Origin of the sequence: Methanoculleus thermophilus (assembly GCF_001571405.1) — an archaeon.
GTDB lineage: Archaea > Halobacteriota > Methanomicrobia > Methanomicrobiales > Methanoculleaceae > Methanoculleus > Methanoculleus thermophilus.
Genome location: NZ_BCNX01000008.1, coordinates 1 through 12,931 on the forward strand (window position 1 = coordinate 1; position 12,931 = coordinate 12,931).

A 12,931-nucleotide genomic window follows, 5' to 3' on the forward strand; every position below is an offset into this window, starting at 1 on the left:
GGGCGCCGACGATGGTCTTTGCGATGTAGGCCTCCTCGTTGTAGGCGGGCATCGCAACGAGGGTCCGGACGGCACGCCGAACCCCCACAAGAGCATCGACGAGGAGGGGTGCGTCGTCGTCTTCGAGGGGAGAACGGGGGGGAGAAGAGACCGCCGGCTCGGCGGGGGAGGGGCTCTCCCGGGGGGAGAGGGGCTGGGAGTTGGTGGTCGAGTGCATGGTATGCCGGGAAGCTCAGGGTTGGTGAAGAGCCCCGGAGAGGGGTCGGATGCGCCGGGAACGGGAAGACGGCCGCGCCCCGGGGCGAAGGTGTCTATACGTAAAGTATTGGAAATTGGATTTAAAAATGTGCCGAAATATGACCGACGCGATCATCATGGATTATTTAAAAATTGCCCGCGAGAGGGGTAGCAGGCCCGGTGTGGGCCCGGGTTGCTGGAGAGGAGAGGCGCAAGATAAAATATATAAATTTTTCTAAATTAATACCCCTCCCGGAAAGTAGTTTAAATAGATATAAGTGTTTAAGAGCAGCCCGATACATAAACAGGAGCCTCTCTGGAACTAAAGTCCATTGACCATTAATTCTTCGAAAATACCGCATTTGGATGACATCATGCGCGTATTTTCAGAGGAGAGGATCCACCGGCACCCCGGTCCCGGGAGAGAGGGATCGTGCGATGATTTGAGGAAATTTCGCCGGGATCCGGCATGCGCGCCTGGATATCAAACCGCTTTTGAAACCCAGCAAAATATTCCCTTTGTAGCACCACTGCTCTCTCACAGGGCAAGGAATTTCCGGCGAGAGAGAGGGATCCGCCCGGTGCCGCGGCGCACGGGACCCCCCGGGGAAGGCTCCGTCTCACCCGAAGGGCAGGGTCTCCCTGCTGCCGACCCGGGTGCACGGAGCAGTTTCAGGCCGGAGATGACCGCTACCGGATCTCCCCGGCGAGCCGGAGGTATGCCGCCTCGAGCGCCTCGATCTCCTCCTCCGCCGGATCATCGGGGCCGTAGGCGAGCCGGTCGGCGTCCACAAAGAACCGGGCAAGGTCCTCGCGGAAGGCAGGACAGGCCGCCAGGGCGTCCGCGGTCCGGAGGACGCGCGCCCCGGTCCGCTCCCGGATGAGGGCGAACATCTCGCGGGAGAGGATCCTCGCGGCCTCCCGCAGCCTTCCCTCAATAATCGAGGCCCGCCAGGGCGCCGAAGGATCGACCTCGACCGCGGGGAGGGGCCCTATCTCAGTCGTCGCGGCAGTGGGCACCTCATCATCGGGCGGGAGGGGCTCATCCTCGGTCTTGACGACGACAGCGGGCTCCTCTTTTGCGGTCGGCACCGGGGCGGTCCGCCGGCGCTGCCGGTAGAAGTACCCCGCACCGGAGAGCACCCCGCAGGCAAGGATCCCGGCGGCCAGGAGCGGAAGATCAATGATCCCGGCGGGAAGTTGGGCGGTCGCGTTCGTCGGGGTAGAAGTTGCAGTAGGAGTGGTGGTGGAGGTCGGAGTGGAAGTAGCGGTGGGAGTCGCGGTAGAAGTCACGGTAGGTGTCGCAGCAGGAGCCGCCGCCATCATCGGGACCCCGGCCACCTCACGCGACGTGGCCGCGACCCCCACCTTCCCGTCCGGGGTGAGGGCGACGTGGTTGACGGGACCTGAGAGGGCGCAGGTGCCGATCACCCCTCCGGCGCCGTCAAAGAGGTAGGCCTGCTTGCCCATCGAGCCGGCGAGGAGGAGGGAGCCGTCCGATGAGAAGGCGAGGTCCCGGATCCAGTCCCCGGCCGAGAACGTCCAGACCGCCTCACCCTCCCGGTCAAGACAGGTGAGAGTGCCGTCCTGCGTCCCGAACGCTACACGCGATCCATCGCCAGAGATCGCAAGCGACGTCACCGGGCGGTGACACCGGTACGTCCAGAGGACCTTCCCCGCCCGGTCGAAGAGCCGGACGTTCGCATCCGAGCCGGCGGCGACCTCGTTGCCGCTCGCCGAGACCGCGACCGAAGTCGCACCCTCGAGAACGTCCGCGTGGGACCAGACCTTCCGCCCGGTCCCCGTGTAGTAAAAGACGCCGCGGCTGGAGGCGACCGCGGCATACTCGCCCTTCTCGGAGACGGCGACGCTCCGGATCTCGGAGAAGGCCGCGGCCCCGTCACCGGGTTTGCCCCGGGTATCGGCCGTGGCGCGGAGTTTGCCGTCGCCGTTGTAGAAGTACACCTTCCCGAACCGATCCGCCACCACAATGCACTTCCCGTCCGCGGAGACGCCGAGTCTCGTGCAGGCGCTCGCGAGTTCCTGCCGCCAGACCAGGGCCCCGTCCCGGTCAACCAGGGTGAGGAGCTGGCCGTTCGCTATCACGATCCGCCCTGCGTCCGCAGAGCAGGCGGCATGCGCCCCCACCCACTGCTGCCAGAGGGGGGTGCCGTTGCCGGCGAGGAGACAGACCCGCTCCCCCCCGGCCAGGACATAGGACCCGTCCCGGGAGAGCGAGAGATCGGTGATCCCGGACGGCATGGAGTGTGTCCAGAGGGCGGCCCCTGCCTGGACGCCGGTGGCGAGAAGGAGGCAGGCCACGAGGATAACAGTCGCGCATCGCATTCGTTTGAATATTTCAGGCGGTTACCATAAGCATTCCGTTTGGAGAAGGGATAAAGACCCGGACGAGCACCACGGCCACCAGGAAGCGCCACTTTTTGCAGCCGGGGCCGGACACGGAAGAGATAATTTCAATAGAATTATCATTTACAGAGCCGAAAAGTTCTCTGGATGGCAGGTAGTGCGAAGAAATACTATGCCCTCGCCGCGCTCGTAGCCTGGCTCATCATCGTCGCCTTCTTCATGATCATGAACCGCACCCTCGACCTCGAGGTCTACTTCGTCCTTGCCCTCATCGGGCTCCTGATCATTGCGGTCCTGATCGACAGCGCCTTCTCGCGGCCGCGCTACATGCGCTACATCGGCTACCTCATCGCCGCCGGGGTCGCCATCTTCGCCTACATCGTCGCAGAAAAAATCCTGGAGATTCTCGCCTCATGATGAACCGCCGGGCCTCGTACGTCATCCTCGCGGCGGCAACCGTCCTGGTCATCGCCCTCCTCGCAGCGGAGGCGGCCGACCCGGTCCTCTATACCGCCGAGAACATCACGACCGGGGCCCACGCCGACCCGAAGACGATCGACGGCCAGAAAAACAACGCCGCGGCCGTCGTCCCCCTGATGGACGAACTCCTCGACCAGACCGGGACCCTTACTCTCACGATCAAACTCAGGGACTACGAGAGCGCCGAGCGGGATCTTGCCCGGTACTCCGAACTCACATCCCAGTTCGACCGGCTCGTCATCACCCTGGACGCTTCAGAGACCGAACTCGGCGAATTCCAGCGGAACAACAGAAAGAACCTTGAAGCGCTGGACTCCCTCCTAAACGACACCCGGCGGTTCGACCACCTCCAGCGGCTCGAGATCCAGGTCCAGGACGGCGACCAGCGCAGGGCAATCGCCTACGAGGGGGAGGCACTCCGACAGAAGATGCAGAAGACCTACTCAGCCTACGCAAGCCGGGAGAGCGTGATGACCGGGATCGGCGAGAGGTACAGCCTGAACACCACCCCCTACCGGGAGAGCGTCGGCCACTTCTCCGAGATCGTCGATGCCGCGGACGACTGGCACAGGGCGACCGCCCCGCAGCAGTCCCCGCTCGGGATCACGGTCACCCCGGCCGAGGGGCGCTACGGCGAGACCATCCGGATCGCCGGGCGCTACGCCGGGGGCACACCGGGCACCCCCGTCGAGATCTACATCGACAGCCGGGCCGCCGGGACCGCCACCCTCAATGCGGACGGCACCTACGCCTGGCCCTACCGGATCGACCGGGTCGCCGCAGGCCCGCACCTCGTTTACGCCGCCGCCGACGCCGTCTATTCCGGGGTCGAGTCGTTCCAGGCCCTCCCCGACGAGACCGCGATCTCCCTCGCCGTCGCCGGGGCGAGCGGGACGACCGTCACCTGCACCGGAAACCTCACAACGATAGAAGGCCTCCCGGTCGCGGGCGCCCCGGTCTCGATCCGGGTCGACGGCGAGACCCTCGTCGACACCGAGACCGGGGAAGACGGCACCTACGAGCAGGTGATCGCCCTCCCCGCCGGGGAGCACACCCTCCGGGCCGAGTTCCACGGCGGGGGGTTCCCCCTGAACGCCTCGGAGAGCGAGACCGCCACGATCGTCGTCCGGGGCGAGGGGCTCCCTCTCATCCCGTTCGTAGCCGCCCTCGCGGCCGCGGCCGGGACCGCGTGGTACCTCCGGCGGCGCGAGACGCCTGAGGCGGCCCCCATACCGCAGCCGTCTCAGGCGATCGTCCATCAGCCGCCACCGAAGGTCGAGATCGCGGATCTTGCGCCCCGCGAGGCTGCGACCGTCCTCTTTGGCGCACTCCGTGACCGGCTCGGCATCAAAAAGACCAAGACCCCGCGGGACTGCGCCCGGATAGCCCCCGATTACGCCTGGTTCTTCGAGCGCTACGAGCAGATCCGCTATGGGGGAGAAGAGCCGACGAAAGAGGAGATCAGGAGGATGAAAGACGTAATCCTCGGGGGTGACGAGGCTGCAGCGTGAGGCCTGGGCGGTCCTCATCATCCTCCTCATCGCCGCCGGCGTCGCCTACGTCCACGCCACCACCACCACCGAGGAGTACAGCCGCTACAACATCGGCTGGAACGGCACCTCGAACCTCGCCGGAGAGACCGTCCGCGACTTCGCGGATCTCGACCCCGGTGCGACGCTTCTCATCCTCGCACCCGAGGGGGAGTTTTCAACCGAAGAGGTCGCGGACCTCCGGGCGTTCCTCGACTCCGGCGGGCGGGTCCTCATCGCCGACGAAGAAGGAGGCGCAAACCAGCTCCTCGCCGACCTCGGGAGCACAATAAGGGTCCGGCCGGGAAACCTGGCAAGCCTTGACCGGAGCTACGCCGACCCCGGGCTCTTTCTCGGGCACGTCGTCGGGAATGCAAGCCATGTTGCCGGGGTCAAGACCGTCCTCTTAAACCACCCCGCGGCGGTCGAGGGGGGCGAGCCCCTCATCGAGACCTCGGTCCTCACCTGGGACGACCTTGACGGCGACGGCCGGGTGAGCGGCTCCGAGACCTTCGCACGCAGGGTAGTCTCCGCATACGAGGGAAACCTCACCGTCCTCGGGGACCCAAGCCTCTTCATCAACGCGATGCTTGCAGAAAACCCCACGTTCATCCAGAATCTCCAGCCGCTCCAGATCGACGGCAGGCACAGCAGGACCGGGACCGAAAACCCGGTCATCAACATAACCCAATGGATCCGGGAGACACCGCCGGCCACGGCAGCTCTCGCCGCCCTGGTCATCCTGCCGGTGGCTTACCGGTTCGGGAGGAAGGAAGATGAGTAACGAGACCCTCACCGAGCGCATACAACAGATTGCCAACGCCTACGAAGAGATCCGGCTGACGGCCCAGCAGGTCGTCGTTGCGAACCAGCACCTTATTGAAGAGATCTTCATCAGCATGATCAGCGGCGGCCACCTCCTCATCGAGGGGGTCCCGGGGACCGCAAAGACCACGGTCTGCAAGATCATCGCCCGTCTCATCGACTACGAGTTCCGGCGCGTCCAGGGAGCCGTCGATATCCAGCCGGCGGACATCATCGGGGTCCGGGTCTACGATCAGAAGAAGAATGAATTCGTCCTCCAGAAAGGCCCGATCTTTGCAAACTTCCTGATGGTCGACGAGATCAATCGCTTAACCCCCAGGACCCAGAGCGCGCTTCTCGAGGCGATGAGCGAGCACCAGGTGACGATCGACGGGATCACCCACCCGCTCGCCGACCCCTACTTCGTCATCGCCACCCAGAACCCCTTCAACGCCGAAGGGACCTTCCCGCTCATCGAGGCCCAGCGCGACCGGTTCATGTTCAGCAGCACCCTCACGCACCTTGACGGCGAAAACGAACTCGAGATCCTCCGGCGGGAGCGGGCCGGAGAGCTGGACTGGGGGCTCTACCGGGACCGGATCACCCCGATCATCGGTCCTGCCGACGTAAAGGCCATGGCCGCGGCCGTCCGGGAGGTCAGGGTCGACGATGTGGTCCTCGCCTACATGCGCGACCTCGTGCTTGCCACGCGGTCCCACGGGGACATCCGGCTCGGCGCGAGTTCGCGTGCCTCGATCGCCTTCCTCCGGGGCTCGATGGCCCGGGCGGCTCTCTACGGCCGGACCTACGTCATCCCCGACGACGTCCGGTCCCTGGCCGTCCCGGTGCTCGCTCATCGCCTCAGCCTCACCCGGGAGGCGACGATCACCGGGATCACCACTGAATCGGTCATCAACGAGATCCTCGATACAGTCGAGGTGCCCTGAGAATGCTCCGGCCGACCCGGACGACCGGGGGGATCGCCGCCCTCGCGATCGCTCTTGCCGTCATCGCCCTCCCGCTGCAGGTCCCGGCCGCGAGCCTAGCTGCCGGGTCTCTCGCCCTCTTCCTCCTCTGGCGGGGCTGGCGGTTCGAGCAGGATCTTTCGGCCGTCGCCGCCTCCGTTGCAGTCGAGCGCACGGTCGACCGGACGATCCTCCGGCAGGGAGCGGCCGCGACCGTCCGGGTTCGGGTCGACCTCGCCGTCCCGGCGGGGTTCTCGGTCCGGGTGCGCGACATCCCCCCGGCGGTCGCGTCGGGCGAGGCCCCGCTCGTGCTCCCGGGAGCGACCGCGACCTATACCGTCCGGCCCATGGCCCCGGGGGAGACGGCGTTCGGCGGCGTCGTCATCGAGGCGAGCGACGCCTTCTTTGCCCGGGACCTCGTCTTTCGGCGTTTTGCCGAGCCGCAGATCCGGGTCTACCCCGCCGGGAGAGCCGGGAGCAACGGGGGAAGAGGTGCCGGGAACGGGGACGGCGAGGTCGACCGGCGGACCTCCCTTGCCGGCCAGGGCATCCGCGGGTTCCGGCCCTACCGCCAGGGCGACGACCCCCGGCAGGTGGACTGGAAGGTCACGGCACGACGCGGCACCCTGTATGTCCGTGAACCGACCGGGCTTGAGGGCGGAGCGCCCCTCATCGCCGTCGATCTCCCGGCGCACGAGAGCGACCCGGAGACCTTCGCCCGGTTCTCGATGGCCGTCTCGGGCGCCGTCGAGGGCGCGATCAACTCCCGCGACGGCTGCTCGCTCCTGGTCGTTGCAAACGGAGAGGTCGTCCGGTTCCTCCCCCAGACACAGGATATCCGCGAAGCCCTCGCGGTCCTCGGCGGACTTGCCCCTCACGAGCCGGGCGCCCCCCTCTACCGCTCGCCGGGACCCGCCGTCCTTGCCGTCCGGGCAAGAGCCGCCCGGAGGGGAGGAAGAGAAGAAGAGACTGCCTATCGGGAGCGGCTCGGCCGGATCCTCTCGTGCAGTGCTGAATTGAGCCCGGCACCCTTCGCCGCGGCGGTCCGGGCCGCCCTTGCCCGGACAGACGCCGATGAGGTCCGGCTCTACTCCCTCCTTCTACCGGGGGATAATAGCCACCTCGTCCAGGTCGTCCATGAGGCGAAGGTCCGGGGGATGCGGGTCGTCCTCCAGGCACCCGCCGGCGCCGGGACGATCCCCGGGGTCGATGCCGTGGAGGTGCTCTGATGGAGTACGACCGGCGGTTCCTCCTCCTCTGTGCGGGCGAGGTCCTGGTCGTTGCGGTCGGAAACATCGCCGCCGCGCTCGTCCTGCAGGTGATCGTCCTTGCCGCGTTCCTCGAGGACCGGCGGGGCTACCCGGTCTTTGCGGCGGCCGCGGCCGTCTTTGCCGCGCTCATCGCGGCGAGCGGCACGGTCTACCTTCCCCTCATCGCCCTTGCGGCCGCCCTCGGCTGCGGGTATCTCGCCCTCGCCCTCCGCGACTACCGGCTCGTCCGCCGGGCGGGAGGTGGCGCATGAACCAGAACAACCCCTACCTGGGTGCCTTCCTCCTCATCCTCGCTGCAGCCGGCCTCCTCACCTTCGCGGCCGCAACCGGGCGGGGGGACATCACCACCGCAACCCTCGTCCTCGCGGGTGCCGGGTGCTTCACCGCGGGGGTCTTTCTCCTCGCGCTCTACAAGGGCGAGCCGATCGACCCTGCGATAACCGCGCTCCTCCCCGCCCAGGGGACGATCAACATCGCCACCCTCTGCGCCGACCTCGGGCTCCAGAGCGACGCCTGGTTCATCCCCAAAGACGGAACCGTCGTCGAGGTCATCCCGGTCGCCGGAACCCTCCCGAACCTCCCCGACGACGACTACTCCTACATCACCAGGGACGGAGAGTGCGCCGTAAGAATCCCCCCGACCTGCGCCCCGCTCCTTGCACGGTTAAAGGAGAAGCACGCCCTCGAGATCCCCGATGACGAGAAAGCGCTCCTTGCGTGCATCACCGAGGTCTGCGACGACCTCCTCGAGATCGCCGCAAAGACCGAGGCCGTCCGGGACGGCGAGAACCTCGTCGTCACCCTCGCCGGCTACCGGCTCATCCCCGGCTGCCGGACGATCAGGGCGGCCTCCCCGAAGTGCTGCACCATGGTCGGCTGCCCGGTCTGCAGCCTGCTTGCGGCGATCACCGCACTCGGGACCGGAACTCCGGTAAAGATCGAGCACTCGGCCGTCGACGAAAAAAGAGGGACGCTCCGGGTAATCCTCAGGCCGGCCGGACCTGCAGCCAGAGGTGCAGGTCCCGGTAGCTCGCGTTGATCCGGTCCTGCCCGGCAACACCCGGGCCCGGGACCGTCTCGTTGAAGAGCAGGAACTGGAGCCTATTGTATTCAGCCGACGGGACCGAGAACTCCCAGGGTAACTCGCGGGTCTCGTTATGCGAAAGCGTCACCGTGAACTGGTCGATCGGGAGCACGGCGTGGATCGTCGAGGTATTCGTCGTCGGATCGAATGTCTGGTTGAGGAGGATGGCCTCGACGGTGTAGGTGACGTCGCGGTACTCGTGGTTCCCGACGCCGATGATGAGTGACTGATTTACGTCGACCCGGGGGGCGGTCGGGTAGTCTGCGGCCTTCCCCCCGGGCCCGAGGATATAGAACTCGGTGAAGTGTTCACCCTCTTTCGGCACGGCGATGACGTAGGCGGTCGTTATGAGCGCCAGAGCGATCGCCACGACAAGAAACGCGGAGAGCCCGCGGTCGAGCCGGGAGGCCTCAGGATCGAAGAGCTCCAGGCGGGCGGCCTCGATCATCTCCCGGGCGGGGACCACGAAGCGCTCCTCGGCCGGGAGGAGGAGACGCCGGTACCAGGCCGCCGCCGACATCGCGAGGGTGAAAGCCGTCAGCGAGACGAGGATCGGGTCGAGCCGGATCCCCCAGGGCGTGTAGTTTAGCCCGAGCCCGATGAGGGGGACGACCGCGATCGAGAGCCCGAACGAGAGGGCAACCCGCTCGATCCCGTCGAGATCCCCCTTCGCCGGAAAGAGCGCGGCGATCAGGGCGTAGCCCGGGATGAAGAGGACCATCGCCACGCCAAAGAGGATCCGGAGAGGGCTTGCGTTCAACACCGGGAGGTAGACGGAAAGCAGGGTCGCGACCGTGAGGAGAGCAACCGCGATGAGGTCGCCGGGCCGGTACGCGGCGACCTCATCGATCAGTCGTGGATCTTCGCTATTCATGGATTGGCCTGTCAACCCCTTCTCAGCCATCCGAACATTAAGATTCCGAATGCGATGACCGGGAGGAGGGGAGAGAACGGGGCCGCGGCCGGGGTCGTCGCCGCCGGGGCGGCCGTCGTCTCGGTCTCTGCGGACGCAAGAGTGGGCGTCGCGACCGCGGTCTCACCGGCGGGTGTTGCGGCGACGAGGAGTGCATACGCGCCCGCAGCGGTGATCGTGGTCGTGATCCGGTCGCCCTGGATCTTCGAGGGGACCGGCGTCCAGACGCCGTTCTCGTAGCGTGCGATCGTCGCGGTTGCGTCGGCCGACGGGAGCGCGAAGGAGAGCGTCACGGCGGGGTCAAACGTCCGCCCCTCCGGGGTCACCGCGTAGGCGGAGCCGGAGAGCGACCAGCCGGCGGGGGCGGTGCCCTGGGCGGTGAAGAGTTCGAGCCTGGCGTCTAGAGCGCCGGGGCCGGTCAGCGAGACCTTCCTGTCGGTCGAGGTCACGGTCGTTGGGGTGGCGGTGGGCTCGGGGATGAAGGGGGCGCCGGGGGAGCCGCCGGGGGAGAGGGGACCGCTGCTACCCGACGAGGGGGAGCCGCCGTTGCCCGACGGGGAACCAATGGTGATCTTCTGGGAGAGGGCCTGTTGCCCGTCGATCTTGATTGTGACCGTCGCGGTGCCGCTCTCGATTCCCTCGAGGGCAAAGGAGATTGTGCCGTCGGCACCCTTCTTCTTACCCATTAACTCAAGACTGGCGATGATGTTCCGATCTATGGCCTTTCCCTTGAGGGAGACAAGATCGTAGGTACCGCCGGGGATGTCATCTGAATGGCTGATCTCGACCACTCCGTTCGTATCGGCGTTTTTGCCCGTGCTAAAAGACATCCCGTCCTTCTGCTCCAGCGAGACCGTAGTCCATTCCGTACCCTCCGTGTAGACCTCAATCTTTCCCTCGTTGAGGGAGAAAGGAAGAGTGAGATCGCGGGCCCTAAAAGAAAACGCATTACCCGGATCCGCATCGAACTCTGCGCTGATACCGAGGGAGAATACGGCATCATCAGGAAGGCCCTTCACGTCCACGGTGACCGTATCCCCTGAATCAATCTTCGTAGGGGATATATCGATCGTTGCCGCTGTTGCGGCAGGGATCAGAAGAGCGAACAGGATGATAAAGACAGCATGATTGTTCATCGAGAAAAACTCCAATTCAATTAGATCAGATACAGATGTCTGTTTGAAATGAAAAAATTTATGAAATGGCAAGACCAACTGGGCACCATGAAATTTAAGAAAGGCCTGTTGTTACTACTGGGCGCTCTCATAGCCCTGATCTCCATTCCTGCAGCGATAAGCGCTGCAGCCAGTGGTGACGACACCTACATAGAGGTAACCCTAATAGAACCGGATAATTACACGTACCGAGACCTGATCGTTAAGAATGTAGAGAACCTCGATCCGCTGGACGGGAACACTCCCGTGGTGAACCTGTCGGATTACGCCTCCTCCAAAGCTCTCAACCTACCAACCATCGGGAAGCTCGTCCGAAAGTTCGACCCGGCCGAGGGCACCTACAGTCATGATGGAGAGTCGATTGGTGTACGCATCACGCCCGCGGAAACAACATCACACAGTCTGCCAGGGGTCTATCAAAACTACCTGGTTTATACCGAACGGACGTTCCCTGACTTCAGTGTGATCGGCAACGGGACTGCGTATGCCGGCGATTACGGTAACGTACTCTTGATCAAATGCCCAAAGAACAATGGTAAAGAAGCCGCCGGGCTCACCGAGCTCTTTAAGGAGCCATTCAAGGAAGGGTATCTCTTCAACACAGAGGGCATACTTTACTTCAGTACCGATGCCAAGAAAGTGGCCGTCTGGCCGGCCGTGATGCCCTACAACACAAGCAACCTGACCTACACACTGGATAACAATAAAGTCCCTCTCGGGTATTTCTGCCCGAACCTGAGTGCAGTCCAGGCGTTCTCCCCTGGAGGCGGGCAGGGTGAGTATGCCCCAGAACCCGGCGAGTACCTCATCATGGTGGTGAAGTATGACAGCAACAGCAAGAAGATGCGCATCATCGCCGCCATGCCGGTCCTCATCCTCAAGAGCGACACCAAGGTGATCTGGTCGGAAAAGAACCCATACTACCAGGACTCGCAAAAGAGTGTAACCATCAGTTTCAATGAGATGGTAGATAACATCTCCTACGCCCTGGTCAAAAAGGATCCGTCTGACCTGTACTACGACCTCGATATCAATGTCGACACCAGAAAACTCGCAGAGCAGGGTATGGATGTCACAAACCTGGACGGACTCATCCCGATCCTGCACGCGATCACGCAGTCGAATAGTTCGATCACCTACACACTGAAGCCCTACGGTCAAGAAGCCACGTTAGAGAAGTACGGCGGCCTTGTCATCGCCGAAGGCTACGGATGCGCAGGTTACGCCAACAGCAATTCCGTGAAAGTTGCCGCCGCAACCCTCCAGAAACTCAACCCCGGCGACTACTATCTCTACGCTCTGGGCATGGACGGCCAGAAAGTCGTTGCCGTCGACCAGATGAACGTCAGCATCGCGGCCGTAGAACCGACGCCCACACCCACATATCGCCCCGGCGGTGGCGGCGGTGGCGGCAGCCCGAGCGGCGGCGGCCCGAGCGGCCCCACCGAACCGAGCGGCCCGGTCGCCTACGAGGGCACCGGTAGCCTCATGACCGACAGCACCGGCATCGTCGTCCAGTCCATCGCGGTCAGCGCCGTAGACGGCGTCGCAACCGTCATCGTCCCGGCGGGGGTTCAGGCCCTTGACGCCAACGGCAACCCGATTACCGAGGTCGGGATTGAGCCTCTCGCAAGCGATGCAGTCCCGGCAGTCCCGGCCGGTGCCGTCTTCGCGTTCGCTGGCTACGCCTATGTGGCCAGCCCCGCCGGCGCCACCTTCGACCCCGCAATCACCCTGACCCTGGAGATCCCCGAGGATGTCTGGAACACCCTCGATCTTGAGAGCGAACAGCTCTCGGTGAAGTGGTACAACGAGGAGACAGGACTCTGGGAGAACATCCCGACGACCTTCGACCCCGAGACCCGGACCGTGAGGGCGACGGTGACGCACTTCAGCATCTTCGCGCTCTTCGCCGAGCCGGTGCCGGAGACGACCACCCCGACCGAGACCCCGACCACCACAACCACGACGACAGCCCCCGGTGGAGAGACACCCACTGAAGGACTGCCGATGACGGTGATCCTCTCGATCTTCGCGGTCGTCGTCATCATCATTGCAGCGGCAGGCTACTTCCTCCTGAAGAGGAAGTAATCCCCACCCGACCTC

11 protein-coding genes and 1 pseudogene are annotated in these 12,931 nt (G+C 64.6%); 8 read left to right on the forward strand and 4 right to left on the reverse strand.

The window, feature by feature from the left end; translation table 11 throughout:
• Both MCUTH_RS07660 and MCUTH_RS07665 read right to left on the reverse strand, forming a co-directional pair.
• Positions 1-217, reverse strand: a pseudogene (locus tag MCUTH_RS07660) (hypothetical protein); the annotation flags it as partial.
• A 710-nt stretch (positions 218-927) separates the two neighbouring features.
• Positions 928-2,583: a WD40 repeat domain-containing protein gene (locus MCUTH_RS07665; protein ID WP_066957761.1), complete on the reverse strand. Its 1,656-nt coding sequence runs from the start codon at positions 2,581-2,583 to the stop codon at positions 928-930.
• 168 nt (positions 2,584-2,751) lie between these two features.
• Between MCUTH_RS07665 and MCUTH_RS07670 the strand changes: the two genes are divergently transcribed.
• The 7 genes from MCUTH_RS07670 to MCUTH_RS07700 are packed head-to-tail and all read left to right on the forward strand — an operon-like array spanning position 2,752 to position 8,692.
• Positions 2,752-3,021 carry a hypothetical protein gene (locus MCUTH_RS07670; RefSeq protein WP_066957763.1) on the forward strand — a complete coding sequence of 90 codons (270 nt, stop codon included), beginning with the start codon at positions 2,752-2,754 and terminating at the stop codon, positions 3,019-3,021.
• Entirely contained in the window at positions 3,018-4,595 is a 1,578-nt protein-coding gene (locus tag MCUTH_RS07675; protein WP_224732774.1) for a carbohydrate-binding protein, read from the forward strand. The genes MCUTH_RS07670 and MCUTH_RS07675 overlap by 4 nt, the downstream gene beginning before the upstream one ends.
• On the forward strand, positions 4,576-5,397 hold the full coding sequence (locus MCUTH_RS07680; protein WP_224732775.1) for a DUF4350 domain-containing protein: 822 nt from the start codon (positions 4,576-4,578) through the stop codon (positions 5,395-5,397). The genes MCUTH_RS07675 and MCUTH_RS07680 overlap by 20 nt, the downstream gene beginning before the upstream one ends.
• Positions 5,390-6,364 carry an AAA family ATPase gene (locus tag MCUTH_RS07685; RefSeq protein WP_066957764.1) on the forward strand — a complete coding sequence of 325 codons (975 nt, stop codon included), beginning with the start codon at positions 5,390-5,392 and terminating at the stop codon, positions 6,362-6,364. Before MCUTH_RS07680 ends, MCUTH_RS07685 begins: the two co-directional genes overlap by 8 nt.
• Positions 6,365-6,366: 2 nt before the next feature.
• The gene (locus tag MCUTH_RS07690; RefSeq protein WP_066957766.1) at positions 6,367-7,611 is read left to right on the forward strand and encodes a DUF58 domain-containing protein; all 1,245 of its coding nucleotides are present in this window, start codon (positions 6,367-6,369) and stop codon (positions 7,609-7,611) included.
• A complete protein-coding gene (locus MCUTH_RS07695) occupies positions 7,611-7,904 on the forward strand; it encodes a hypothetical protein (RefSeq protein ID WP_066957769.1) in 294 nt (97 codons plus the stop codon). The genes MCUTH_RS07690 and MCUTH_RS07695 overlap by 1 nt, the downstream gene beginning before the upstream one ends.
• Positions 7,901-8,692 carry a hypothetical protein gene (locus MCUTH_RS07700; protein WP_066957771.1) on the forward strand — a complete coding sequence of 264 codons (792 nt, stop codon included), beginning with the start codon at positions 7,901-7,903 and terminating at the stop codon, positions 8,690-8,692. Before MCUTH_RS07695 ends, MCUTH_RS07700 begins: the two co-directional genes overlap by 4 nt.
• Here MCUTH_RS07700 and MCUTH_RS07705 read toward each other — a convergent pair.
• Together MCUTH_RS07705 and MCUTH_RS07710 are read right to left on the reverse strand one after the other, a co-directional pair.
• Positions 8,640-9,611 carry a DUF1616 domain-containing protein gene (locus tag MCUTH_RS07705; RefSeq protein ID WP_066957773.1) on the reverse strand — a complete coding sequence of 324 codons (972 nt, stop codon included), beginning with the start codon at positions 9,609-9,611 and terminating at the stop codon, positions 8,640-8,642. The genes MCUTH_RS07700 and MCUTH_RS07705 overlap by 53 nt on opposite strands.
• An 11-nt stretch (positions 9,612-9,622) precedes the next feature.
• On the reverse strand, positions 9,623-10,786 hold the full coding sequence (locus MCUTH_RS07710) for a hypothetical protein (RefSeq protein ID WP_066958157.1): 1,164 nt from the start codon (positions 10,784-10,786) through the stop codon (positions 9,623-9,625).
• An 87-nt stretch (positions 10,787-10,873) separates the two neighbouring features.
• Here MCUTH_RS07710 and MCUTH_RS07715 point away from each other — a divergent pair, with 87 nt between their 5' ends.
• Entirely contained in the window at positions 10,874-12,916 is a 2,043-nt protein-coding gene (locus MCUTH_RS07715; protein WP_150468719.1) for a hypothetical protein, read from the forward strand.
• The last annotated feature ends 15 nt before the right edge of the window (positions 12,917-12,931 follow it).